Origin of the sequence: Salmonella sp. 741265055_HSA (genome assembly GCF_046569525.1) — a bacterium.
Taxonomy (GTDB): domain Bacteria; phylum Pseudomonadota; class Gammaproteobacteria; order Enterobacterales; family Enterobacteriaceae; genus Salmonella; species Salmonella enterica.
This window is the reverse complement of sequence record NZ_JBKFSQ010000043.1, coordinates 1-26,144: the sequence shown is the minus strand read 5'-3', so window position 1 is coordinate 26,144 and position 26,144 is coordinate 1. Positions and strand designations below refer to the sequence as shown.

The following is a 26,144-nucleotide window of genomic DNA, read 5'->3' as shown; positions in this document are numbered from 1 at the left end:
GTTTAACAATGCAGCAGTTACAGAACGTTATTGAGACCGCTTTTGAGCGCCGCGCCGATATTACGCCGGCAAATGTAGATACCGTGACCCGAGAGGCGGTAAACCAGGTCATTTCTCTACTTGATTCCGGCGCGCTGCGTGTCGCAGAAAAAATCGACGGTCAGTGGGTCACTCACCAGTGGTTGAAGAAAGCGGTTCTGCTCTCTTTCCGTATTAACGATAACCAGGTTATCGACGGTGCGGAAAGCCGCTACTTCGATAAAGTCCCGATGAAATTCGCTGATTACGACGAAGCGCGTTTTCAGAAAGAAGGCTTCCGCGTTGTTCCGCCTGCGGCCGTTCGTCAGGGCGCATTTATCGCCCGCAACACCGTGTTGATGCCGTCTTACGTTAACATCGGCGCCTACGTTGACGAAGGCACCATGGTTGACACCTGGGCGACTGTGGGTTCCTGCGCGCAGATTGGTAAAAATGTTCACCTTTCCGGTGGCGTGGGTATCGGCGGCGTACTGGAGCCGCTGCAGGCTAACCCGACCATCATTGAAGACAACTGCTTTATTGGCGCGCGTTCTGAAGTCGTGGAAGGCGTCATTGTCGAAGAAGGTTCCGTCATTTCCATGGGCGTATACCTCGGCCAGAGCACCAAAATCTACGATCGCGAAACCGGTGAAGTTCACTATGGCCGCGTACCGGCGGGCTCCGTGGTCGTTTCCGGCAACCTACCGTCAAAAGACGGTAAGTACAGTTTGTACTGCGCGGTGATCGTGAAAAAAGTCGACGCCAAAACGCGTGGTAAAGTGGGCATTAACGAATTATTGCGCACTATTGATTAAGCGAGTGAAAAGCGGGGGCGACAGCCCCCTTTGCATTACGGCGAATGCGGTAACACGGTTTCCGGCGCAATCTTTGCCGCAAACGCCGAAGCCAACGCAGTCAAAACGACATAACCGGCAACCAAAGTCCAACTGTTATCATAGACTGCACTTAACGCTTTAGCGATAAACGGCGTGAATCCCCCCTGCCACAACCGCCCCCAACTGAGCGCCAATTGATGAACCGCTGTAGCGTACAGGCGGATGAAACAGTCCGGCGAAAAAAGAAGGTTGCACGGCATTCAGTGAATTATGACCAATGTTAATAAGCAGAACGTAGCCCATTGTCATCAGTATGAGCGAACGGCTTTCCAGCAGCCAGAAAAAGGGAAAAGCCATTGCCGCGGCAAAAAGCGCGCCAAATACCAGCGCGCTTGCCAGGCCATATAATAGAAAATCATAATATTCAATGGAGCTTCCTGTCCAGGCGGAAATCACCACCCGGCGAATAGTCGCATTATACGTTCCGGACATAGACTCCGCCTCCCAAGGTTATCGACCGCTACCTCCGGTCAATTTCTCACACTGACCTCAAACGCTTTCTCTATAAACGGAATATCGCGTTGAATTACTTAAACTATCAATAACCACCGCCCTTTTACTCATTACGTTGCCGAGACGTCTTCTGCGATCAACCGCGCTTTTTTTGTATCCATTGGTGGCGAAAAACCAACTTTTCGTTAATTATTCAAAAGTTATAGTGTGATGAAGGATACCGCTATGTATGACAATCTAAAAAGTCTGGGCATTACCAATCCTGAGGAAATCGATCGTTACAGCCTGCGGCAAGAAGCCAATAACGATATCCTGAAAATCTATTTTCAAAAGGATAGAGGTGAATTCTTTGCTAAAAGCGTGAAGTTTAAGTATCCACGCCAGCGTAAAACGGTGGTGGCCGATGGCATCGGTCAGGGTTATAAAGAAGTACAGGAGATTAGCCCTAACCTACGCTATGTGATTGACGAGCTGGACCAAATCTGCCAGCGCGACCGCTCAGAACTCGATCTCAAGCGTAAGATCCTCGACGACTTGCGCCACCTGGAAAGCGTCGTCGCGAATAAGATCAGTGAAATCGAAGCCGATCTGGACAAGCTTACCCGCAAATAAAAAAGCTGCCGGGGCTTCATTTCGGGCCCCTCTCACTCTGCTGCTCCCTCTCATCCGCCTCACGGCTACCACCATTTTTCATCACTATGCCTCACAGCGGCTCAATACATATCATTTCGTTATCCTGCTGTATTTATTAATAAAAATAAAAAGCTATGTTCATCCTCCCTATTTATGGAGGTTATATGACTCAGGAAATCACGCTAACATGTTATTCGCTGCCTGCGGCCCCCGGACTGGATAACATCAAATTTGAAAAGGGGCGCGAGCACGACCGCCAGGCGCTGGGATTTATTCTGCCAGCGAATACGCAGTTGCAAATCCGCCAGCCAAATAACAACGCCGGTAACGCCAGACTCCGTCTGCTGTGCAATGACTCAGCGTGTGAGAAATCGCTTACGCTGAACGGCAACTGGCAAACGATCAGCACAACGGTCGATTCCGTTCCCTTTATTGATACCCTCTTTTTTGCGCAGGGCGGCGAGTTTTCGGTGATCTACCGACAGCCAACCAGCAATAAAAATTTGCCACACTGGCGTAAGGGGCAATCCGAAGACGCTTTTTTCCAGACCTGGGAAGAACAGGCGTCGCCTTTTGCCCTGCTGGAACTGGACCGCGTGCGTTTTCTGCTGCCCTGGGCGGATCGCGCTAATGTCATCAACGCCGGTATCACCGCGCTGGATGCGTACTATACGCGAGTGATCGACGCCTATAATGACTGGACTGGTCTCAGCGATAGCCCTGCTTCGCCGCTGAATCAAAATGTCGCTAACCGCTATTTTATTAAAGCGGATAAACACGGCGTCGGCGCGGCTTATTATCTCCCCTGGTGGTGCGCGCAAACGGCTGCAACATTAAGCCAGGGGTGGATCGATAGTGTCGCCACGCAGTGGACGATTCTGCATGAAATCGGTCACGGCTATCAGGGCGTCTTTATGAATGACGTCGACCTGCCAGTCGGTGAGGTGTGGAACAACATTTACGCCGCGTTTTTCCAGCAGCTTAACCTGAACCAGGGGAACCATCTTTATACCGACGGCTGGCTCTACAATTACGGGCGGCAGTCTGAGCAGGAGTTGCAATTCATTACCCATCTGCGGAATCGCACGCCGGTTAGCGCCTGGGGCGTCCGCCCCCGCCTGCAATTTCTGATGCTGATGTTATTTAAAGGCGGAACAGAAGCCTTCCGGGTGTTTAACCAGAACTACCGCGAGCTGGGTGCTGACGAAAACTTTTTGCCCTGCGAGCATCGCCTGACCGATCTGCTGGCGGACGCCATCGCCACAGCCTCAGGTTATGACGTCGCGCCGTTTATTCAGCTGTGCGGCTTACCGGTCGATGCGTTCACCCGCGAGCAGATCGCCGCACAGGCGGTAAAACCCGTCTGGCCGCTTTACGATCTGCTGCCGGAGCGCGAATGGGAAAGCGCGCGCCAGCAGTTGGGGCTGGACTCTTTTGTCTGGCTGGTTGAAAACGCCGAGCTGGCGGCGCTGAACAAAACGGGAACGCTCACGCTAACGCTGAATATCGATCGGCCGGAGCAACTTTATGGACGCGCCTTAACGCTACACGACAACGCCGGCAGCACGTATACATTGCCCGTCAACGACAGTACACTCACGTTAACGCCCCTGCCCATTGGCATTTACCATCTCACCCTGCCCAAAGGGCGATCGCAGAAATACCGCCCGGACACGGACTATGTGGTTATCCGCGAAGGGGAAAACGCACTTACCGTTAATTTCACCGCCTTGCAGGACAGCGCCGCGCATAACGAGCAGTTGATTTTCCTCGGCTACGGTGACATGCCCTTCGCCCGTTTAGCCGTGGATCATGAGGCCAGACAATTAGTTCTGGATATCACGAACGCCACGCCGCACAGCTACTTCGCGAATACGTTATACGCCAGCATAACGGTGTTAACCGCCAGCGGCGAAAAGGTTTTTGAACGTAAGATGAACGGAACAAACTGCGCCACCGGAAAAATTGTGGTGCCGTTTAGCGACCACTACCACCTTTATCTTTATCATGCCGAGCCTGGCCGCCTGAAAGCCTCGCCGGGCTATCTGACATTGGTCTCGTCGACGAAATATCAGTTACTGCGTCTTGATAGCGAAGGGCTTTATCATTTTTCGCTCAACAACGATCCTGTCGCAGATCTCCAGGCTATGTTCAGCCATCGCGCAGATGCTATCCGCGCCTGCCCTTTATTAATGGCGCAACCTTATGCCGCTTGCAAAAACGATCTCTGGCTGATGCTCTCCCACATTGAAGAGCCGACCCGTAGCGCGTTAATGCGCGACAGCGTTGATGTGCTGCCGGCGGATAACAGCGAGCCGGGCGAAGGCATCGGTAAAGGCGTGACGTTGCAGTTACGCGGACAAGGCGACAGAACGTTTTGCCAGCTTGCTTACGATAATCGGCAACAGCGCATGACAATAGAAACACAGGCCGGGCAGCCTCATCCTTACTATACCGCGACATACAGCACGCTCACGGTGAAGGAGGAGTCCGGCGAGGTTATCTATAGCCGTCATTATGATGGCATCACCCACTATTCAGCCGATAGCGATACGGTTGTTTTGCAAGCGGGAATGTACATTGAGCTCTTCCATGACGAACCTTACCGTTGCAGCGCCATTAATGAAACGACCGGGCAAAACGTCACGCTGAAAAAACACAACCGCTGGCGCGTGGTGAGCGATGGGCTGGAGGTAGACTCACCGGAACAAACGGAAGAGAAAAATACCTCCGATGCTGCCGCATTATATGGCGATAAATTCAGCTGGCAGCTTATTGGCAAGGAAGAAAATGGTTTTGCCAGTATGGAAATAGACATCCGTGCGCAACAATTTATCTTTACCGCATACCCAATTGCGCCGCATAGCGACTTCGCAACGGAATATGCGGCAGTGACGATTTATAATACGCGCGGTACGGTGGTTTACCGTCAGTCGATAAAAGGTTCGGTGCAGCTTGGCGGCTATACTGACGTCTGCGGGCTGGATGAGGATTATACGATTGAGGTCTTTCATGCCGAGGGCGCAGACCAGTCGGTTATCCGCAACCCGCTCAATGGCGAAAGCTGGCCGCAGCCGCAACACGTGATCTGGCAGGTCACGGCGCGGGGATTGCAGCGCCTGACCACGAATTAACCCCACCCCATCACAGCGTCTTCGGGCGCTGTGAGATTACATTGTCGGATGGCTGCTTTGCCTAATCCGGCCTACCACTTCGCCCAATTTCCCTGGTCTGGTCAGCGAAGCGCCGCCGGGCTTAACGCTGTTCATCCAATTGTAGCGCCACATACAGCAACAGCCGATCGTCAAAATTTCCCAAATCCAGCCCGGTCAGTTCCGAAATACGATTTAGCCGATATTCCAGCGTGTTACGATGAATAAACAGCGCCTTAGAGGTCGCCAGCGGCTGGACATTATGGCGAAACCACGCCGTCAGCGTCCGACGTAATAGCCCGTTGTTATCCATCGCTTTGAGTTTTACCAGCGGGCGCGCCAGTTCATTGGCCTGCCAGCCGCCACGCAGGCTATCTAACAGAACCGGCAGCATCAAATCCTGATAAAAATAGCTGCGGCTCTCTGGCATCCGCTGTTTGCCGACCATCATCGTGGTGCGCGCCGTGCGGTATGAGCGTGCAATACTGCCCGGCCCGGTAAAGTAATTGCCCAGCGCCACGCGAAAACGTAGCTGACCATTCTCTTTCATTCGCGAGATAAGCTGCTCTACGCGCTTACGATGATCTTCAGCATCCCAGCGACCAAAGGAGTTTAAGGCGGGTTTGAGCACCACCATCTCGGTGAGAGAAACAATGGCTATCAGGTTATTACGCTCCGGCGTGGTAAGCGCATTCTGCAACTGCTGAAGTTCCGCCATTGCGCTATCGACGCCAAGCTGGCCGCTGTCGACTTCCACCACTGCCGCCACACGCGGCTGGTTCAAATCGATCCCCAAACGCTGCGCCCATTCCACCAGCGCCGGCGTATTTTCTTCGGCCTGAATCAGGTTCATCACCAGCTCTTCACGCAAACGGCTATCCTGCGCCAAAAGATGCATTAACCGCGACTGCTCCAGCATCATTTCGGCAGTCATACACACCAGTTCGCCATATTTACGCAGATGCTCTGGTTCGCCGGTAAGACCGATCACGCCGACAATTTCGCCCTCAAGGCGTAAGGGAAGATTAATCCCCTGACGTACCCCGTGCAGGTGCCGCGCCACGGCGTCGTCGATATCCACAACCCGGCCCTGCGACAGTACTAACAGCGCGCCTTCGTGCAATTCACCAATACGTTCCCGATCGCCGCTGCCGATAATGCGCCCGCGGGCATCCATTACGTTGATATTGGTATCAATGATGCGCATAGTGCGCGCCACGATATCCTGCGCCATTTTGGTATCAAGATGCCAGCCAGCCATAAATCCCTCCTGTGAGCAGAGCACAAGCATAAGGAAGATGACAGGTCTCGACATTGTGCAAATGCACAAAACGGTGCAAATAAGTATGGAGTTGTGGGGGGTTTCACAGAAAAGTGTTGCCCCCTTCCATGATGGAAGGGGGACAAAGGTGATTACTGCATCAGCAAATAAATAGAACTATCACCACGCTGAATATTCAGCGCCAGAACCGACGGCTTGCTGTCGAGAATTTTACGCAGCTCGGCGATATTTTTCACCGGCTGCTGGTTAGCGCCGATAATCACATCGCCTTTTTTGAGGCCAATTTGCGCGGCGGGTGAGTTCGCTTTCACGCTGCTCACCACAACGCCTTTATCCTGGCCTTTATTGCTCATTTCAGCGCCTTCAATCCCGCTGAAGATGGTGCTGGAATCAACCTGACTCTGGCTGCTCTGCTGCAGTTCCAGATTAACCGTAATCGCTTTACCTTCACGCAGCAGACCGAGGCTGATTTTGCTGCCGACCGGCATAGTGCCGACCTGAGCGCGCAGCGCCGCAAAGCTGCTGATCGGTTTACCGTTCAGCGAGGTAATGACATCCCCGGCTTTGATACCCGCTTTCGCCGCGGACGAATTCGGCATCACCTGGCTGACGAACGCACCACGCTGGGCGTCGACTTTCATTGCTTTCGCCAATTCGGAATTCAGCTCAGTCCCCATGATCCCCAGTTCGCCGCGTTTCACCTGGCCGTATTCCACCATCTGCGACGTCAGGTTTTTCACCATGTTACTGGGGATAGCGAAACCGATACCGATGTTGCCGCCGTCCGGCGCCAGAATCGCGGTGTTAATACCGATCAGCTCACCGTTCAGGTTCACCAGTGCGCCGCCGGAGTTACCACGGTTAATCGCGGCGTCGGTCTGAATAAAGTTCTCGTAATTTTCTACGTTCAGGCCACTACGCCCCAGCGCCGAAACGATACCTGACGTCACCGTTTCGCCCAGACCAAACGGGTTACCAATAGCGACGGTATAATCCCCCACGCGCAGCGCGTCGGAGTCCGCCAGCTTAATCGCCGTCAGGTTCTTCGGATTCTGAATTTGAATCAGCGCGATATCAGAACGCGGATCTTTACCTACTACTTTAGCATCGAATTTACGCCCATCGCTAAGCTGTACTTTAATCACGCTGGCGTTATCAACCACGTGGTTGTTGGTGACGACGTACCCCTTCGCGGCGTCAATAATTACGCCGGAGCCCAGCGCCATGAATTTCTGTTGTTGACCGCCGTTGCCGCCGTTACCGCCGCCCTGGCAGAACGGAGAATTCTGGAACGGAGAACCGTCCTGGCAGAACGGGGAGTCATCGCCAAAGAACTGCTGGAAATTACGCGGCATACGCGGCGTATTCACCGTGGTGCTACCTTCTACATTAATACTGACCACCGATGGCATCACTTTTTCGAGCATCGGTGCCAGGCTTGGCATCTGCTGGGCAGTCATTGCTGAAGAGGACGTTTCAGCCGCCGTGGCAGACAGAGGCGACAATGCCAAACCTAAACTCAGAGCCAGTGCACTCATTGCTAATGTGGTTTTTTTCATGTGTTTCAATCTCGATTAACAGGTAACGCAAAATTGCTGTGTACGTCAGATTCATTTTATAACGCGAAGTTCCGGAATAAAGTTTCTGGAAAAAGTAAAAATTTATTGTCCATCTTTACAAAAGTCCATTTACTGTTCGACCGCCATCAGACGCCGATATTCATCCCATGCGTAAAGGTCAGTCATCCCGCTGATATAATCCTGAATCAACCGACAGCGATAATAATATTCCAGCACCGGGTACTCCGCCGAATCCGTGGGTAATTTACTGACGACTTCCACGTAGGCCAAACGATGGCGCGTAGAAAGTTTCTGAAATAAGCGCGATTCTATGGGGAAGCGTTTCAACCGTTCTTTTTCCACCAGCTCGCGAAAGTCGTTAAGCGACAGGCTTAATAGCGGCTGATAGATATCTAATAACCCGCTGATCACCCGGTATCCCTGTAGTTCAAGCTGTTCTACATCCGGATGGCTAAACACATGTTCAACCGCCACATTCTTATAGAGTTCAAGCAGGCGGCTAAAACCGCTGGCATCTTCCAGCAGCGCCTGATTAAAGGTACCGGCAAAAATCTGCGGCAAATTATCAATAAAACGCTGAGCGGCATAGGGCACCAGTTTATTTAATGTATTTACCCGTAAATACATAAAAAACTGATCTTCGGTACTGCGGCTTAATGTATTGGCGCGTGATTTTTCCCACGCATTTCCTACCACCAGCTCAAACAGCGAATCCTTCTCATGGTGGCCCCACGCATGATATAAATGGTGGTAAAGCTGCTCAACGCTAAAGATTCTTTTCTCTACCGCGTCTTCAAGATCGGCGACACAATAAGAAATATCATCTGCGGCTTCCATAATCCACGTTAATGGAAAGCGACTGTAAGGCGCTAACTGAAGTTCTTTACGTAACCTCGCAATATACTTCTCTTCAGAAAGATAATAGCCCGGTTTCTTCATTAAATAGCGATGGGAATCCGGCACCGGCCCTCGCCACCATGCCGGACGGGTATATTTTAAAATTCCGCCAACCTGCGCCCAGGTAAGATTCATCCGCATGAGCGTATGCACCAGACGAATTCCCTGTGCATTGCCTTCAAAATGGCAGATATCCTGACGTACCTTGCGGCGAATATCGTTCAGATTTTCTTCGCCTTCCTGTAACCGTAGCGAGGAAACCACACAGCGATCATGCGTGAGCGGCTGACTTTCCGCATCTTCCGGATGCAGCCGCTGACGAAACCAGTCATTGATCGCCGCCTCGCCAAAATGACCGAACGGCGGATTACCGATGTCGTGCATCAGGCAGGCCATTTCCACAATACTTTCAAAGGGACCGGTCAGCGCATCCAGACCGTACTCCTCCAGCCGGTTTTGCTCTTTCAGGCGGCTTAAAATCTCTTTCGCGATATAACGCCCTACCTGCTGCACCTCCATCGAATGCGTCAGGCGAGTACGCACCGCGGCATTGCGCTCCAGCGGGAAAACCTGCGTTTTTTGCTGCAAACGGCGTATAGCCGGAGAGTTGATAATCCGCCCGCGATCGCTTTCAAAAATCCGCAGGATCTCATGTTCCGTCTTTACGCCCTGCGGTGAACGATAACGACGATGCCAGTTAATTTTATTTCGGAAATCGATCGATGCCATATCCTCTCCCCGCCTGAGAAATGCGCTTCCCCATAAGCGCATGATAAACTATGCCCCCAAAACTGACTTATCGCGAGTAAATCTATGAAAATCGGCATCATTGGCGCAATGGAAGAAGAAGTTACGCTGCTGCGTGACAAAATTGACAACCGTCAGACGATTACGCTGGGCGGCTGCGAAATTTACACCGGCCAGTTGAACGGCACCGAAGTGGCATTGCTGAAATCCGGTATCGGTAAAGTCGCGGCGGCGCTGGGCGCAACGTTGCTTCTGGAGCACTGCAAGCCGGACGTGATCATCAATACCGGTTCCGCAGGCGGTCTGGCGTCCACGCTGAAGGTCGGCGATATCGTCGTCTCTGACGAAGCGCGTTACCACGATGCTGATGTGACTGCTTTCGGCTATGAATACGGACAATTACCGGGCTGTCCGGCCGGATTTAAGGCCGATGACAAACTGATCGCCGCCGCGGAATCCTGCATCAGGGAGTTGAATCTGAACGCGGTACGCGGCCTTATTGTTAGCGGCGACGCGTTTATTAACGGTTCCGTCGGGCTGGCAAAAATCCGGCATAACTTCCCCGACGCGGTCGCCGTAGAGATGGAAGCCACCGCTATCGCACACGTCTGCTATAACTTCAACGTGCCGTTCGTGGTGGTACGCGCTATCTCTGACGTGGCCGATCAGCAATCGCACCTCAGCTTTGACGAATTCCTCGCGGTGGCGGCGAAACAGTCGACTCTGATGGTCGAAACGCTGATACAGAAACTGGCGCATGGCTAAGCGAATATTCAGGGCGCTGGTCGCCCTGCTGCTTACGCTCCCGGTGTGGCTTTACGCTGCGCCGCGCGTCATTACCCTCTCTCCCGCCAATACGGAGCTTGCTTTTGCCGCCGGGATTACGCCCGTTGGCGTCAGTAGCTATTCCGACTACCCGCCCGAAGCGCAAAAAATAGAACAGGTCTCTACCTGGCAGGGAATGAATCTGGAACGCATTGTGGCGCTGAAGCCGGATCTGGTCGTCGCCTGGCGCGGCGGTAATGCGGAACGCCAGGTAAACCAACTGACGTCATTAGGTATTAAGGTCATGTGGGTAGACGCGGTAACCATCGAACAGATCGCCGACGCGCTCCGTCAACTGGCCGCCTGGAGCCCGCAGCCGGAAAAGGCTCAGCAGGCAGCGCAGACATTGCTAAACGAGTACGCCGCGCTCAACGCCGAGTATGCCGGTAAAGCTAAAAAGCGCGTCTTTCTTCAGTTTGGCATGAATCCTCTGTTTACCAGTGGTAAAGGGTCTATTCAACATCAGGTTTTGACAACCTGCGGTGGAGAAAACGTCTTTGCTGACAGCCGCGTGCCGTGGCCGCAAGTCAGCCGTGAGCAGGTGTTGGCAAGGCATCCCCAGGCCATTATCGTGGCCGGAAAAGCGGGCGAAATTCTCAAAATTGAACAATACTGGGGAAACCTGTTAAAAATTCCGGTTATTCCGCTTAACAGCGACTGGTTTGAACGCGCAAGCCCGCGTATTATCCTCGCCGCAAAACAACTCTGTAATGCGCTTTCACAGGTGAATTAGAGCCTGTCTTACCAGGCTCCCAGTGGGGATTCGACAATGCTCGTCTATTGGCTGGATATTGTAGGCACGGCTGTATTTGCTATCTCTGGCGTGTTGCTGGCCGGGAAATTACGTATGGACCCGTTCGGCGTCCTGGTGCTCGGCGTCGTTACTGCCGTCGGCGGCGGGACAATCCGCGATATGGCGCTGGATAACGGCCCGGTATTCTGGGTTAAAGATCCTACCGATTTGGTCGTCGCCATGGTCACCAGTATGCTGACCATCCTGCTGGTTCGCCAGCCAAGACGTCTGCCGAAATGGATGTTGCCGGTACTGGATGCGGTCGGGCTGGCGGTGTTTGTCGGCATTGGGGTGAATAAAGCCTTCCTCGCTGAAACAGGGCCATTAGTGGCTGTCTGTATGGGCGTGATTACCGGCGTCGGCGGCGGGATTATTCGCGATGTTCTGGCACGCGAGATCCCCATGATCCTACGCACCGAAATCTATGCCACGGCCTGTATTATCGGCGGGATTGTTCACGCTACCGCGTTTTATACGTTTTCAGTACCGCTGGAAAGCGCCAGCATGATGGGTATGGTCGTCACGCTGTTTATTCGGCTGGCGGCCATTCGCTGGCATTTGAAATTGCCGACGTTTGCACTGGATGAAAACGGACGTTGATATTGTTTTGCCCGATGGCGCTACGCTTATCGGGCCTGGAACATCTTTCCTGTAGGCCGGATAAGACGCTCGCGTCGCCATCCGGCACAACGAACAACAATCAAATACTGAAGGAAGAGCCACACCCGCAGGTACTTTTCGCATTCGGGTTGGTTACAATGAAGCGGGAACCTTCCAGGCCTTCGGTATAATCGACCGAACCACCCACCAGATACTGCAAACTCATCGGGTCAACCACCAGGCCAACGCCCTGTTTTTCGATGGTCATATCCCCTTCGTTAACCTGATCGTCAAAGGTAAAACCATACTGGAAGCCGCTGCAACCACCGCCGGTGATATACACGCGCAGTTTCAGATTCGGGTTATCTTCGTCAGCGATAAGACTTTTTACTTTATTCGCTGCTGCGTCGGTAAACTGCAGCGGCAGCGCTACGTCATCACTCATATTTTGCTCCAAACGACATCGGTAATTGGATAAATTTTCACCCAATATTGGCAGTCATTATCTAATACCCTGGTAATTCGTTCAAGTATTCTCGCCCGCAGGCGCATTCTGGTTTTTCGCCGCCTGTTCCGCATCCTGCTTCGCCAGAGTGCGCGCCAGGATGGTTGAGTATAACGGTTTCCCGCCCAAAAACTGGGCTAATAGTGTCGCGCCAAGACAGGTGATAATCATTGGCAAAATGAGCTGATAGTTATCAGTCATCTCCAGCACCAGCACAATCCCCGTCAGCGGGGCGCGCACCGACGCCGCCATCAGCGCCCCCATCCCGGCAATCGCAAAGGTACCGGCCTCCAGGTGATACTGCGGAAAAAGCACTGCCGCCGCCATACCGAAGGCCGTACCAAGCAGCGTTCCCAGCGCCAGCATCGGGGCGAAAATGCCCCCCGGCGCGCCGGAAGAAAAGCAAAGCAGCGTCGTGACCACCCGGGTAATAAAGATGAACAGCAGTAGCCCGACGCTAAAATTACCTGCCGCGGCGATAGGAATAAGGTTAAATCCGCCGCCTGCCGCTTCCGGCTCAATCAACCCCAGAATACCGCACAGGCCGCCGATCGCGCCGCCCATTAGCACCCATTTTTTAATTTCGCCGCCATGAAAGCGCTGAAACATATCCTGGGTACGCAGCACCAGCGAATTAAATACCGGCCCGACGCAGCCAAAAATAATGCCGAGGATAAGATATAACCACAGCGTGTTAACCGGCGCATCAGACAGTTTGCCGACTTCAATAATCGGCGCTTCACCGTTAAATATGCGGAACACAATGCTCGACATGATGACGCCGGTAAACACCGCTTTAATCGAAATCAGGTTGTAGCGAAACTGCGGGCGCATCTCTTCAATAATAAACAGGATACCCGCCAGCGGCGCGTTAAACGCCGCAGAGAGCCCCGCCGCCGCGCCGGTCGCCAGCAACGTATGCCGCGCTTCGGCGCTGCGCATACGAAAAACATCCAGCACCATGCGCCCCAGGTTGCCCCCGATTTGCACCGTTGGCCCTTCGCGCCCTAATACCATTCCTGCGCCCAACGTTCCCATCCCGCCGATAAACTTCACCGGCAACACGCGCCACCAGCGCACCGGACGTAACTCCTCCAGCGCGCCTTCAATTTCCGGGATACCCGATCCGCCGGCTTCCGGCGCAAATTTACGCACCAGGAAATAGCCGACCATCGCCAGCAACGCCGAGAGAATAAACGCCAGCGGCCACAGCAAAAACGCATGGTCCGCGACTTGAACCAGCGCGCCAATGCGCATGTTTTGTACCCAGGAAACCGCCTTTTCAAAGGCGACGCCAACCAGTCCGGTAAGCGTGCCGACAACGGCCGCCATGAACAGGATGGCCAGCGGCGTTTTATCCCGCTGCATTAACCGGCGAATCTGATCTCTGCGCCGTAAGCGCACAATGTGCTGAGCTAAAAAGGTGGAAGTGTCTGTTTTCATCAGAAGATCATTAATTGGTAATACAAATCTAAAGTCGGCATTCTACTCGCCAACGCCGCGAAAATCCCCTGCAAATCGTATTGTTTCAAATGCGTAAAACTTTCATAACCTTCTCTGAATAACTTAGAATAGCGGGTATTCACTTTTTCTACGAACCAGGAATCTTTCCATGAGTAAGTCTGAAAATCTCTATAGCGCGGCCCGCGAGCTGATCCCCGGCGGCGTGAACTCCCCTGTTCGCGCCTTCACTGGCGTGGGTGGTACTCCGCTGTTTATCGAAAAAGCGGACGGCGCGTATCTGTACGATGTCGATGGCAAAGCGTATATCGACTATGTCGGTTCCTGGGGGCCAATGGTACTGGGGCATAACCATCCGGCTATCCGCAATGCGGTGATCGAAGCTGCGGAGCGTGGTTTAAGCTTCGGCGCGCCAACCGAAATGGAAGTGAAAATGGCGGAACTGGTCACCAACCTGGTGCCGACCATGGACATGGTGCGCATGGTGAACTCCGGTACCGAAGCGACCATGAGCGCTATTCGCCTGGCGCGTGGTTTTACTGGCCGCGATAAGATTATCAAATTCGAAGGCTGCTACCACGGCCATGCAGACTGTCTGCTGGTCAAAGCCGGTTCTGGCGCGCTGACGCTCGGCCAGCCGAACTCGCCGGGCGTGCCGGCCGATTTCGCGAAACATACGCTGACCTGCACTTATAACGATCTGGCGTCAGTGCGCGCGGCGTTTGAACAATATCCGCAGGAAATCGCCTGTATCATCGTCGAACCCGTGGCGGGCAATATGAACTGCGTCCCGCCGCTGCCGGAATTCCTGCCCGGCCTGCGCGCCTTGTGCGATGAGTTCGGCGCGCTGCTGATTATCGACGAAGTGATGACCGGTTTTCGCGTAGCGCTGGCCGGAGCCCAGGATTACTACGGCGTCGTGCCGGACCTGACCTGTCTGGGTAAAATCATCGGCGGCGGGATGCCGGTAGGCGCGTTTGGCGGTCGTCGCGATGTAATGGATGCGCTGGCGCCGACGGGTCCGGTTTACCAGGCGGGCACCCTTTCCGGCAACCCGATTGCGATGGCGGCCGGTTTTGCCTGCCTGAATGAAGTCGCCCAGCCCGGCATTCATGAAACGCTGGATGAGCTCACCACCCGTCTGGCGGAAGGTTTGCTGGAAGCTGCCGAAGAAGCGAATATTCCGCTGGTGGTTAACCATGTCGGCGGCATGTTCGGGATTTTCTTCACCGACGCTGAGAACGTAACCTGCTATCAGGACGTGATGGCGTGCGACGTTGAACGCTTTAAGCGTTTCTTCCACCTGATGCTGGAGGAAGGCGTGTATCTGGCGCCATCAGCGTTTGAGGCGGGTTTTATGTCGGTCGCACACAGCATGGACGACATTAATAATACCATTGACGCCGCGCGTCGGGTGTTTGCGAAATTGTAAAAGAGAACGTGCAGAAATGTAGGCCGGGTAAGGCGAAGCCGCCACCCGGCTTTTTTTGGTTCATCGCAGGTTAGCCTGAACCGCATCAAACACCCTAAAGCTCATCAATAATATACTGGAAGCTACAGGTCGACGTGAATTGCCCGGAGCCAATGTTGCTGGTGTTCACCGACACATTAATATCATGAAGTTCAACATCGGTTATCGGATGATCAACGGCGCTGGTCGTGACGCTCGACTGGTCGCAGCCCAGCACATTGAGCGTAATACCCGATGAGACAAAACGGCAATAAGCGCCACGGTCGTCAAATTTGCTGCCATCGCAAAGTTTCCCCCCCTCCATCAAATAGGTATGTAACGTGCGATTCACCGTGCCACCGGTGGCATCAAGCATGAGGGTTGTTTTCTGTTTCGAAACGTTCGCATCCCAGGAGATATCAAAAGTATCAACGGGAACTTTCGGGCAAACTGAGCTGCGCGTATCCGGCGGGGAATACGTTTCGTTAGTGATAAAAGTGGTAGCAACGATATGGCTCGACGCCAGCCAGGGGCAACCATAATCATCGCTTTGTACCGTAATCTCCAGGGTAAAAGAACCACACCCCCTCCAGTTCGAGGGAAGATTCTTGCACGCAGATCGCGAAACAGTGTTATCAAAATCCTTCAATACAACCTTCGGCGCAGGTTCTGGCCCAGACCAGGAGTCTGCGGTTAGCGTTTCTCCTTTACGATGTCCCGAAAGGTTCCAGGAGCCATAGTACACTCCCTCCGGAGTCGCTATCGTCACCTCCGCCACAATAGATTTGTCGCTATTAGGGCCAATACCATAATACATCGTGGTACTTGAAAACGTCGCTTTCAGCATGGGTTTGGCCACTACCGAACTGCCATAAACGGCAATCAGCAGCAAAAATAAAGCCCGTATTATTTTCATCATAAATACTCAAATGTAACCAGTGCACTTGCGAAGAACGTTCCCGGAACCAGATCTTCGCCAGGAAGGTGCTGTACCCAGGCATTCAGGCTTAGCGCGTTATTCCCCGTCACCAGCGTGAATATCGCACCCTCTTCATCGTTTATGCCCACGGGAACGCCGGATAGCGTTTCAATACCAATCCCGATCCCGGAAGCGCCTGAATGGCTATCGATGGCCAGGATACCGCGCATTCCGGTCGCTTCGGTTCCAGTGAAAGTCACCTGCACCCCGTTACTCAGCGCCGAATCGCAATCCGTGAGTTCAAACACCAAAGGCTTACGAGCAGACTGGCTGTCGGGAGTGAAATCAGAACTCTCAAGCGACGAAAAATCGACTTCGGCAATCCCCGTCCCCTGCATCGTGAGCGTGCAAGGACTGGCCACCAGACTACCGGAAAAATGCAGATTATCTGCCGCTGAGACCGGCAATATCAGCGCCCCCCAAAGGATGAAGGCCACGCCGTGTAATAACGTCTGTTTTTTAACCATTACTGATAATCCACCTGTAATGTTGCCGTCGCATCGAAGTCGCCTTCTGTCAGCGAGGCTCCGCTCTTTTTAACCGGTATGGCTTTCAGAACAGGTGCCGACTGCTCATTTACAGTAATGGTGGACCCCAACGTAAACGGTTCGTCGTTTTGCCTAAGTTCAATCCCCAGCCCCGCCACGCTGGTATTTATCGCCGCCGGATTAAAATCAGTCACAGAGCCGCTTAGTGTCAGGGTCATTGTCATCGTATCGTCGCGCACCGCTGAATCACAGGTGATCTCATACGGAACATTCTGTGCGTAACGCGTGCCATCTATTTTACTAATCAGCATGTTACCGAACTTAACTTCGATCGTCTGATTATGGCTAATCGTGCAATTCGGCGGTGATATTAACGTACCGTGAAACTTAAGATTCTCAGCCGACTGCGCGGCAAAACTGCTGCTTATTAATACCATCAAAGCCATTTTTTTCATTGGTAATCCACCACCAGCGTAGCGCCTGCGTTAAACGCGCCACCTGTTAACGTTACGCTATTATCTTTGACAGGAATCGCCTCGATGGCCGGACCGCTGCCACCGCTGTATTGAAATGACAACCATTGCGTATTGCCAGGTGAAACCAGCGCGCCATCCGTGGCGGTTTGCAGACGGATTCCCAATCCATCGACATCAGTTTGCAATACCGACTCGCCATTGATAGTCACCGCATTCCCCTGAATCTGTAACTTCAGGTAATCACTCACTCTGCCGTTACAGCTCAGGCTATAGCCCACCGCCTGCAGGTAATTCACCCCATCCACTTTCGTCGTCAACACATTGCCAAATTCCACCTCACCACCGGAAATGGTACAGGGCGGTGCGGCATTAACGACTATCGTCAGCGTCATGTTGACCGTCTTACTTTCCGCTGCCAGCGGCATACTGACCGCACTCAGCATGGCCGCACACGTTACTGTGCCCAGCCGTAACCGCCATTGCCTCATCTTGCGTCTCCTTGTCGGTTACGACTTTCTGCTTTTTGCTTCATCTACCGCACAACTGTTGTCAGTACAGTTAAAAATCAGCGGTAACCGCGCGCCATAATCGTTGACGTAAGTCAGCACAGGCGAGCGACCTAATTCACTGGCTTCCCCTCCCAGCGTCACGTTGCTTTTTGGTGCAATCACTAATGGGCTAAAGCCTCTGGCCGGTGTGCCGTCCATGCGGCTACTGGCGTTGCTTAACACTACGTAGTAACCGGTCGGATTGCTCACCTGATAGCCATTGCCCTGACGCTGAAGGGTGATCTTGTATTGCCAGGGATGCTGCATATCAATTTTCGATAGCGCCTGCGGGCGGTAAAAAACTTTGATGCGCGTTTGCAGGGCAATTTGCAGCGTATTGGGCTTGTCGCTTTGCGGCGGAATTTCGCGCACGTTGTAATAAAAAAGCGTTTCCCGATCCTGGGGGAGCGACGCCAGCGCCGGCATCCCCTGAATTTTGACCTGTCCGATTCCCGACGGCTCAATGCGCTGGACCGGCGGGACGACGATTAAAGGCGAGGTGATTTTGGCGCCCTTCTCATCTTCCACCCAGGACTGCGCCAGATAGGGCAGTTTGCTGTTGGCGTTTTTCAGATCGACGCTTATCGATTTATCTTCGCCGCGAAACACCAGGCGGGTGCGATCGGGCGCGATGGCGGCCTGAGCGCTACCGTAGCCGCCCAGCAAAAGCAGCAAAACAGCAGCCAGGTTATAACGTTTTAATGGCATCATGAATGCGATTTCCTGAATCAATGTGTTGGATAACGAGAAGAGAGCGCTTCGGGTTGCGTTGAAGGCGTCAGCCGCTGTGTATGAAGCTGGAGTAATGGTTTCTCTTCGGGCTGCGTTGCCATAGGTGATGAAGCGTCGCCGATGCACGGCAGCAGCAGGCCGCTAAACAGATCGCCCGGCAGAGGATCGGGCAACGCCGCTTCACACTGCGTTTTACCTTCCCATGTCACCTGCAACCGCTCGCCGGGGTTAATGCCGATCAGATAAACGCTGCCGTCTTCACCTACGATCCCTAACTGTTGCTGGCGACTGTTGTAAACCTCCGCGCCGAAGGGCGGCGTGCCGCCATCGCGCAGGCGGATACTGGCCATGGCTTTTTTACCGCTGAGCACCTCCATGCGGCGATAACCGATCGCCCCTTCCGTCAGGGTCGCCTGAGCGATGGAGAGGGTTGCTTCCGCGTCTTCCGGCAACTGGGTAATGTCGATTTTCACCTGATTGCGGTAGTAGTCGTTGACGTCGACAATGACGGCTTTACCAAACGCGTTGGTATATACCGGCGTGCTGTAGCCGGAGATGGGTACGTTCGCTTCATCGCCGACATCCACCATCAGCCGCGAGCCGCCGTTGACGCTGGTGCGGTGCAGCGCCCCGCCTTTCGCAGTCAGCGTCGCGCCGCCCTGGATGTTCAGCCCGCCGGAGGTATAGTCGCCTTCCTGATAGTTCGCACTGACGTCAATGTCGGCATAGCTCGCTTGATGACGGTAGTAGCCGTCGAGAGTCGCGCCGTTATCCGCGCGGCCAGCGTTGATCTGGTAGTTATTGCGATCGTCAATGCGCTCGTAATAGCCGACCTGATTGCTGTTGTTGTCATCGCTAAAGGAGCCGTTGTAACTCAGCGTGCGGTTGTTGCCCCACGGAATACTGAGCGAGACGTACACGCCGTCATCACGCTCATTGTCATATTCGTTGCGAAAACCGTTCACCGACAGACTGATCCCGCGCACCTCACCGACATCAAAATAGTGCGACAGCGTCAGGTTATAGCTGTCCTGGTTGGGTTGATTCCAGTAGGTGCGATGGGTGTAGTTGATATAGGCGTTGACGTTTATTGCCGAAAAGTTCTGGCTGTACGTCAGGGTATACATCTCTTTATCGTGGCCGGTGCGCTGACGATCGTTATCGTCATTATGCGTATCGATAAACTCGTCCATCGTCATGTAGTTTTCTTCGGAAAAGCGATAACCAGCAAACGTCAGACGGCTGTCTATATCATCAAAATCTTTAGCGTAGCTGGCACGGAACGAGTTACCCTGAATGGTGCCGTCGCCATAGGCGCTACCCTCTGGCAGCGTCGCACGGGAATGGGTGACATCGATGGAAAACGCGCCCAGCAGCGCCAGATCGCGCCCCAGTCCTAACGCCAGAGCCTGATAATCCTGCTCGCCGATGGCACCGCCGTACAGCGACCAGCCGTTAGCAATCCCCCAGGAGGCTTCGGCTGAAGTGAAAAAGCCGCCTTCCATATTGTGATCCCAGTCCTGCGGTCGCCCGGCTGCCAACTTGTAGCGCACCTGGCCGGGACGGGTCAGAAACGGAATGGAGGCGGTACTGACGTCATATTCCTGCACCTGACCGCTTTGTTCTTCAATTTTGACGTGTAGATCGCCGGATACCGTTTCATTAATATCCTGAATGCGAAACGGCCCCGCCGGGACCTGCGACTCATAAATCACCCGCCCGCGCTGGGTCACGGTGACTTTGGCGTTGGTGCGCGCCACGCCTGATATATCCGGGGCGTAGCCGCGCAGATTAGGCGGTAACATCTGATCGTCGGTGATAAGGCTGCCGCCAACATAGTTAAAGCCGTCGAAAATATCGGATTCCAGCGATCCTTCGCCCAGCGTTAGCTGCGCCTGGAGCTGCGGGATCGCCCGCCAGGCGTAATAGCGGTTCCAGTCCCAGTTCTGTTTGGAACTGGAGCCAAAGTTGTCTTTATCTTCGCTGTCATTTTCGTGACGATAGTTAGCCTGCCAGTCCGCGCGCAAACGCCACGCGCCGAGGTTGGCACCCACCGTGCCGTTGCCGCTGATATCATATTCATCGCCGTCATCATGTTCAGCATGTCGCCACTGGCTGTTAACGTTGTAGTCAAATAACACGCCGGGGATCCCTTCATCCCAGCGGGAAGGTGGATCCCACTCTTCATCGCTGTATTCCAGATACGCCTGCGGAATAATCACCGCCAGCGTTGACTGGCTTAAATCCGTTTGGGTCTCCATCCCTTCCAGTTGCTCTGGTTGCAGACACTGACCGGCATTTATCCAGATCATTTTATCTGCTATTTCAGGTTTTAACCCCAGCAGCGATACCAGTTCAGGCGATAAACAGGGATAGGTGTTATCAGGATCGTTATTATCAACGGAATACGTAATAACATTATCCTGGGCAATTTGACTCTGATTGACCAGTACCTGGAGATGATAGCTCCCCGGCATAATGTAGCCTTTACGGGAAAAACGGGAGAGATCCAGGCTGGCATCATCTTTAACATCAAGAAATCGGGTATTAAATTGAATGGGCGCTTCCGCATAGCTATTTTCCGGACCGACAGCCAGAACAATACCCACCACGGCCGCAAGCGTGCTCAGACGAAATTTTTTATAGTGAGCCATCAGACAATCTATCCCTGAAATATATAATCTATTTTTTTACTTTGAGCATTATCCTGCGGCAGACTGCCGCAGGATAATATTTCACTTACAGATAGCTGATCGTGAAGTTTACGGTGCTGCTGAATTCGCCGGTATCGATAGTGGTGGCAGCGGAATCGCCTTTCACCCAAGCTTTGAAGTTAAGAGTCTGTTTCGCCGCCGCAACGCTGCCGTTCATCGTCAGGTTTTCGCTGTAAGCGTCGCCCAATTTGATCGCAGAACCCAGGTGGTTGCCGATGACAATGCTGGAACCCGCCATTTCGCCGCCACCGATACGCATCAGCGCAACGCTGCCCGGATTAGCGCTGGATTCGTTACCGATGGCAGAGAAAACGGTAGACGCTTCTTTCTCAGTGGTGAATGCGCAGTTTTCCAGACCGATATGGAAATCGACTTTTGAAGATTCTTTACCGCCCATCAGAGAACCGGTACCGATATGGCCCAGGTTAACGGTCTGGTGTTCGTCGCCAACCACGATTGAACACGGTGAATCTTCAATAGTACCGGTGAAAGTAACGGTACCGGTATTACTACCCGCAGCATTGGCAAAGCTGGAAACACCCATAACCAGTGCGGCGGCAACCGCAGCTTTTACTGCTGTATTCATTTTTCATCCTTATTAAAAGTTGGTGAGTATTTTTACGCTATTCACACGGAGCTATACTCAATACCCCATGTTTATATTAGTAGATATATACCCTTCATACTTCAAGTCGCTTATGTGTTGGCTACGCTCACTCACCCCAGTCACATAGTTATCTATGCTCCTGGGGACTCACTCCCTTGCCGCCTTTAAGCAACTCGAATTATTTTGGGTATATATTATATGACGAGTTATGAAATTCCCGGCACAACATTCAAAAGAAGCAAACAACACGTTAATAAATAACATCCCTTAGGCGCGGTGAAGTATTTTCCATTAAAAACCCAAAGACAAGTGTTTTTATTTAAAGGATCACCAGAAATAAATAATAAATATTTTTTTACCGTTCGAAAAACAAACAAAGGAAGCAAGACGGGAGAGCCCAAAAAACAATAAACATGTCAAAATGAATAAAAAAAGATCAGAATTACAGTACTGAATGTATAGCAATGATGCATAAGATTTATTTTTGGTATAAATTCTATTAAAAAAATCAAAAAATGCTAAGTTACATTTTTTTTGTTTACTCGTGGCAATTAATTTATTTTAATAGAGTTGTTTTTTATTATTTCCATAAAAAAACAATATTTTATTATCGAAGTTTTATAATGAAAACTTATTATTAAATTAAAATTGATTTACGAGATGCATTAAAGATGCGGCATCCACATCTTAATATTTAAAAATGCTTAATACCGAAACCGGTAATTCTTCTTATTATTGGATAGATCATGCCGCAATTTATCATCAACGTTTCGGGCCTGGATATGCTGAAGTTAGTCACCCTGTTCAGGAGACAGCGACGCGCCACTGAAATAGCACATGACTTATCGATACAGAAATAACACCTGCTTCTTGCTGAAAATCAAAGCAGCGTTCCCCGGTAAAATGCGATGAACCTTTTTTATTGCCGGATGTCGACGCAAAGCGTCTTATCCGGCCTACATGAAAGGGGTCAGCCTCAGCGGCTCTGCTTTCTTAGCAGATAGATAAAGTACGGGGCACCAATAAACGTCGACAATAATCCCGCCGGGATCTGATACGGAAATAACGCCATCCTGCCGCACCAGTCGGCAAAGACCAATAAAACACCCCCTGCCAGCGCCGAGATGATCATATGCGGCATCGTCCGGCGAAAACCGAGCATCCGCGCAATATGCGGCGCCATCAGTCCAACGAAACTCAGCGGCCCAATGGTCATCGTCGCGGTTGCCGTCAAACAAGCCGCCAACGCCAGCAGCGCGATACGCGACGGCGTAAGCGCCATGCCCACCGCGCGCGCGGCATCGCCGCCCAGAGGCAAAATCGTTAACCAGCGGCGACACAACGGCACAATTGCCAGCAAAATCACCATTACGATCGCGGTTCGCGTAACCTGCCCGCCAGTGGCGTTATAGGTAGATCCTGCGATCCAGGTCAACACTTCCGCCATCCGCGGGTCGCCGCTCGCCTGGAGCATCATTAGCAGCATGGTAAACGCGGTGCTGAGCGCCATCCCCGCCAGCAACATCCGTTGCGGCGAGAAACCGCCGCGCCCGGCGGCTATCATAATAATCAGCAGTGTCGCCGCCGCGCCCAGGCTTCCGGCAGGCAGTAGCCAACCGAAAGCATTCCCCGGCACCAAAAACAGCATCAATACCACGCCAAACGCGGCTCCGGAACTGATCCCCAGCACTTCCGGACTGGCCATTGGGTTACCAGTCAGACGCTGAATAATGCAGCCCGCCACCGCCAGCATGACGCCCGCCATTAACGCCGCCAGTATCCGCGGCCAGCGCCACGGCATCAGTTCCTCAAGCAGCGTTCCGCTCGCCCACGTCCAGCCGTGCGCGTCGCGACCAAAAGAGAGCGCGACCCATGTTGCCAGCAGCAGGAGCGCGCCACCGGCAACGACAAAAATGAGGACATGCCGACGTTCCGCCGCCACACGATCGCTGGCGTTCATATCCGGCGCGCTCATGCTTTTAAGCCGCGGCAGCAGCCACAGGAGCAGCGGCGCGCCGATTAGCGCCGTCACTGAACCGGTGGAGACTTCCATCCATACGCGAGTCAACCACAGAATGATTTGGTCGGAGAGCCAGAGGATCAACGCACCAATCAGCGGGGCCAGCACCAGACGCGCCAGCAAACGACGCGCACCGAGCATTTTCGCCAGCAGCGGTGCAAACAGGCCGATAAAGCCGATAATCCCAACCGCGTTAACCAGCAGCGCACTCAACACAATCGCCAGCGACAGCGCCGCCAGACGTGCTAACGACAGCGCCAGACCCAGATTACGCGCAACGCCGTCATCCAGCCCCATCAGCGTCATCGGGCGTAACAACAATAACGTGAGCATCACACCGCCCAGCAACTGCGGCCACAGACGCTGCACGCCGCTCCAGTCGGTTTGCGTTAGCGTTCCGGTGCTCCATAAAAACATGCTTTGCAACTGATCGTGGTGGAAAATCACCAGTAACTGGTTGATTGCACCACAATAGAGGCTAACCACCAACCCGGCGAGGATCAGGGTCACTGGCGACAGGCGTTTGCCCCACGCCACGCCGAACACCAGCGCGCCGACGATACAGGCTCCCGTCAGGGCGGCAAACTGCGTCGCCAGCGCGCCGGGAATCGCCCATAGCGTAGTCACCGTGATCCCCAATTGCGCGCCGGTCGCCACGCCCAGCGTGGTCGGTTCCGCCAACGGGTTACGTAATACTTGCTGGAACAGGACGCCTACCAGCCCAAGTCCCGCACCCACCAGCAGTGAAATCGCCAGTCTTGGCAGCAGGCTGTAATGAAAAATCATCTGCTCAATGATGTCGATATCCGGTGACCAGATAGCCTGTTGCCACTGACTGCGCGGTAGCGCAACGGAGAAGTTAGCCCATGTCAGCCAGCAGGCGGCAACAAACAGCGCCAACAACAGCAACGCCGGATGGCGGCTTCGCCTTATCCGGCCTACAAAGCGCCCGAACCGTAGGTCGGATAAGGCGCTTTTCGCGCCGCCATCCGGCATTTCACGTTTTCTGCTCACGCTTTGCCTCCCAGCGCATTATCCAGGATGCGGACAAAATGCATCGTGGAGAGGGTCGCGCCATAGAACCAAACGGCGGGCACCCGGTGAAAACGCCCGGCGCGGACAAACGGCATGGCCTGCCACAGCGGCGTTGCCATCAGCGCGTTCATATCGGTGCTATTCCCGTGATCGAAGCAGATCACATCCGCTTCTTTATACATCGCCAGCCGATCGATACTGACCGCCGTACTGCCCCAAAAGTTGGTTTCACCTTGCCAGGCATTGACGATGCCATACTCGTCCAGCACCTCCTGGAACAGGCAATTCGGGCCGAGCACCAGCATATGCCGCGGATCGATAAGCGTCGTCATCAGTAACGGACGCCCCCCGCGGCGGATAAAACGCGGCTTCTGGCTGGCGATGAAGCGATCGTATTGCGCCAGATGTTTTTCTGCCGCAGTGTCCAGATTCAGCGTCTGCGCCAGTTCAACCAGCGAGCGTCGGGCCACCGCCAGCGGCTTTTTGCCGTCGCTAAAATCGAACCCGCGCCCCGGCGCGATCCGCGCCAGTTTCTCCGGCGAGGGTCCGTAACCTGCCGACCAGACCATAAACGACGGCTTCATTTCGGTCAGCAGTTCGAGATTGGGCTCAGTGCGAAGACCCACATCAATCACCGAATCCGGCAACGGCGGTTCGCTAACCCACAGCTTATAATTTGGCACGTCCGCCACGCCATAAGGCGTAATACCCAGCGCCAGCAGCAGCTCTACCGGCAGCCACTCCAGCGCCACAATCCGGCGTGGATCGATAGCGGCAGCCTGCGCCGTATTCATTTGCCACAGCAGCGGCGACAGCGCCATTGCCGTTAATAAACGGCGGCGAGTAAGAGGATATAAGTCACGCATTAATACACAAAACTCACAGGTGCGGCGCCCGCCGGATGCGGAAGAATACCCATTGGGATGCCATAAATCTGCTCCAGAGTGTCACTGCGCATCAGTTCCGCAGGCGTTCCTTGCGCAATCATTTCACCGCCGCGTAGCGCCACTAAATAATCACAGTAGCGGGCCGCCATGTTGATATCGTGCAGCACCGCAACTACCGTCAGCCCGCGCTGCTGGCTTAAGCGATGTACCAGCGCCAGCACGTCAACCTGATGGGCGATATCCAGCGCGGAGGTTGGTTCATCAAGCAGCAGACAGCGGCTGTCCTGCGCGACCAGCATGGCAATCCACGCGCGCTGGCGTTCCCCACCGGACAGGCTATCGACCAGACGGTGCGCCAGCGGCTTT

General features: G+C 53.5%; 22 protein-coding genes and 1 pseudogene. 7 read left to right on the top strand and 16 right to left on the bottom strand.

Translation table 11 applies throughout. From position 1 onward, the window contains the following. Window positions 1-8: 8 nt before the first annotated feature. The gene (dapD, locus tag ACLD4K_RS19105) at window positions 9-833 is read left to right on the top strand and encodes a 2,3,4,5-tetrahydropyridine-2,6-dicarboxylate N-succinyltransferase (RefSeq protein ID WP_001186673.1); all 825 of its coding nucleotides are present in this window, start codon (window positions 9-11) and stop codon (window positions 831-833) included. Window positions 834-868: 35 nt separating this feature from the next. Here dapD and ACLD4K_RS19100 read toward each other — a convergent pair. Further along, window positions 869-1,238: pseudogene (locus tag ACLD4K_RS19100) on the bottom strand (hypothetical protein); the annotation flags it as partial. Window positions 1,239-1,592: 354 nt separating this feature from the next. On the opposite strand from ACLD4K_RS19100, the gene ACLD4K_RS19095 reads away from it, so the two are divergent. Then, window positions 1,593-1,979 carry a DUF3461 family protein gene (locus tag ACLD4K_RS19095; RefSeq protein ID WP_000272193.1) on the top strand — a complete coding sequence of 129 codons (387 nt, stop codon included), beginning with the start codon at window positions 1,593-1,595 and terminating at the stop codon, window positions 1,977-1,979. A gap of 185 nt (window positions 1,980-2,164) precedes the next feature. After that, window positions 2,165-5,134, top strand: coding sequence for a putative mucin/carbohydrate-binding domain-containing protein (locus ACLD4K_RS19090; RefSeq protein ID WP_411012339.1), 2,970 nt, complete (start codon window positions 2,165-2,167; stop codon window positions 5,132-5,134). Between the two features lie 121 nt (window positions 5,135-5,255). Here the strand turns inward: ACLD4K_RS19090 and cdaR are convergent, their stop codons facing one another. The 3 genes from cdaR to dgt all read right to left on the bottom strand — a co-directional run bounded on the left by cdaR (window position 5,256) and on the right by dgt (window position 9,640). Further along, on the bottom strand, window positions 5,256-6,413 hold the full coding sequence (cdaR, locus tag ACLD4K_RS19085) for a DNA-binding transcriptional regulator CdaR (RefSeq protein ID WP_000929420.1): 1,158 nt from the start codon (window positions 6,411-6,413) through the stop codon (window positions 5,256-5,258). A 152-nt stretch (window positions 6,414-6,565) separates the two neighbouring features. Next, window positions 6,566-7,993 carry a serine endoprotease DegP gene (gene degP / locus ACLD4K_RS19080; protein ID WP_000753958.1) on the bottom strand — a complete coding sequence of 476 codons (1,428 nt, stop codon included), beginning with the start codon at window positions 7,991-7,993 and terminating at the stop codon, window positions 6,566-6,568. Window positions 7,994-8,122: 129 nt separating this feature from the next. Next, window positions 8,123-9,640, bottom strand: a complete 1,518-nt coding sequence (gene dgt / locus ACLD4K_RS19075) for a dGTPase (RefSeq protein ID WP_000146450.1) — start codon at window positions 9,638-9,640, stop codon at window positions 8,123-8,125. Between the two features lie 84 nt (window positions 9,641-9,724). Here dgt and mtnN point away from each other — a divergent pair, with 84 nt between their 5' ends. From mtnN to ACLD4K_RS19060, 3 genes are read left to right on the top strand one after another with little or no spacing between them, the layout of a single operon-like run. Then, a complete protein-coding gene (gene mtnN, locus ACLD4K_RS19070; RefSeq protein ID WP_411012338.1) occupies window positions 9,725-10,423 on the top strand; it encodes a 5'-methylthioadenosine/S-adenosylhomocysteine nucleosidase in 699 nt (232 codons plus the stop codon). After that, entirely contained in the window at window positions 10,416-11,216 is an 801-nt protein-coding gene (btuF, locus tag ACLD4K_RS19065; protein ID WP_411012337.1) for a vitamin B12 ABC transporter substrate-binding protein BtuF, read from the top strand. Before mtnN ends, btuF begins: the two co-directional genes overlap by 8 nt. A gap of 36 nt (window positions 11,217-11,252) precedes the next feature. Further along, window positions 11,253-11,876 (top strand): TRIC cation channel family protein, encoded by a 624-nt coding sequence (locus ACLD4K_RS19060; RefSeq protein WP_000964234.1) that lies wholly within the window; start codon window positions 11,253-11,255, stop codon window positions 11,874-11,876. A gap of 100 nt (window positions 11,877-11,976) precedes the next feature. Here ACLD4K_RS19060 and erpA read toward each other — a convergent pair whose 3' ends face one another. Beyond that, a complete protein-coding gene (gene erpA / locus ACLD4K_RS19055; RefSeq protein WP_001278668.1) occupies window positions 11,977-12,321 on the bottom strand; it encodes an iron-sulfur cluster insertion protein ErpA in 345 nt (114 codons plus the stop codon). An 81-nt stretch (window positions 12,322-12,402) separates the two neighbouring features. Beyond that, entirely contained in the window at window positions 12,403-13,824 is a 1,422-nt protein-coding gene (clcA, locus tag ACLD4K_RS19050) for a H(+)/Cl(-) exchange transporter ClcA (RefSeq protein WP_411012336.1), read from the bottom strand. Between the two features lie 169 nt (window positions 13,825-13,993). Between clcA and hemL the strand changes: the two genes are divergently transcribed. Beyond that, window positions 13,994-15,274: a glutamate-1-semialdehyde 2,1-aminomutase gene (gene hemL, locus ACLD4K_RS19045; protein ID WP_411012335.1), complete on the top strand. Its 1,281-nt coding sequence runs from the start codon at window positions 13,994-13,996 to the stop codon at window positions 15,272-15,274. A gap of 94 nt (window positions 15,275-15,368) precedes the next feature. On the opposite strand, the gene stfH is transcribed toward hemL, so the two are convergent. From stfH to ACLD4K_RS18995, 10 genes are all read right to left on the bottom strand, one after another. Further along, window positions 15,369-16,208, bottom strand: coding sequence for a fimbrial adhesin StfH (stfH, locus tag ACLD4K_RS19040; protein WP_411012342.1), 840 nt, complete (start codon window positions 16,206-16,208; stop codon window positions 15,369-15,371). Further along, window positions 16,208-16,738, bottom strand: coding sequence for a fimbrial protein (locus tag ACLD4K_RS19035; protein WP_411012334.1), 531 nt, complete (start codon window positions 16,736-16,738; stop codon window positions 16,208-16,210). The genes stfH and ACLD4K_RS19035 overlap by 1 nt, the downstream gene beginning before the upstream one ends. Continuing rightward, the gene (gene stfF, locus ACLD4K_RS19030; protein ID WP_023219280.1) at window positions 16,738-17,214 is read right to left on the bottom strand and encodes a fimbrial minor subunit StfF; all 477 of its coding nucleotides are present in this window, start codon (window positions 17,212-17,214) and stop codon (window positions 16,738-16,740) included. Before stfF ends, ACLD4K_RS19035 begins: the two co-directional genes overlap by 1 nt. Continuing rightward, window positions 17,211-17,723 (bottom strand): fimbrial protein, encoded by a 513-nt coding sequence (locus ACLD4K_RS19025; protein WP_183060086.1) that lies wholly within the window; start codon window positions 17,721-17,723, stop codon window positions 17,211-17,213. Before ACLD4K_RS19025 ends, stfF begins: the two co-directional genes overlap by 4 nt. Window positions 17,724-17,741: 18 nt before the next feature. After that, window positions 17,742-18,494 carry a fimbrial chaperone StfD gene (stfD, locus tag ACLD4K_RS19020; RefSeq protein WP_183060085.1) on the bottom strand — a complete coding sequence of 251 codons (753 nt, stop codon included), beginning with the start codon at window positions 18,492-18,494 and terminating at the stop codon, window positions 17,742-17,744. Window positions 18,495-18,511: 17 nt separating this feature from the next. Beyond that, on the bottom strand, window positions 18,512-21,169 hold the full coding sequence (locus ACLD4K_RS19015; RefSeq protein WP_411012333.1) for a fimbrial biogenesis outer membrane usher protein: 2,658 nt from the start codon (window positions 21,167-21,169) through the stop codon (window positions 18,512-18,514). An 85-nt stretch (window positions 21,170-21,254) separates the two neighbouring features. Beyond that, entirely contained in the window at window positions 21,255-21,815 is a 561-nt protein-coding gene (gene stfA, locus ACLD4K_RS19010) for a fimbrial major subunit StfA (RefSeq protein WP_001090554.1), read from the bottom strand. A 997-nt stretch (window positions 21,816-22,812) separates the two neighbouring features. Beyond that, window positions 22,813-24,852: a Fe(3+)-hydroxamate ABC transporter permease FhuB gene (gene fhuB, locus ACLD4K_RS19005; RefSeq protein ID WP_411012341.1), complete on the bottom strand. Its 2,040-nt coding sequence runs from the start codon at window positions 24,850-24,852 to the stop codon at window positions 22,813-22,815. Between the two features lie 14 nt (window positions 24,853-24,866). Then, entirely contained in the window at window positions 24,867-25,757 is an 891-nt protein-coding gene (gene fhuD / locus ACLD4K_RS19000; RefSeq protein ID WP_183060083.1) for a Fe(3+)-hydroxamate ABC transporter substrate-binding protein FhuD, read from the bottom strand. Beyond that, window positions 25,757-26,144 (bottom strand): ATP-binding cassette domain-containing protein (locus ACLD4K_RS18995; RefSeq protein WP_411012332.1); only part of this gene is annotated, 388 nt, incomplete at its 5' end. The genes fhuD and ACLD4K_RS18995, both read right to left, overlap by 1 nt.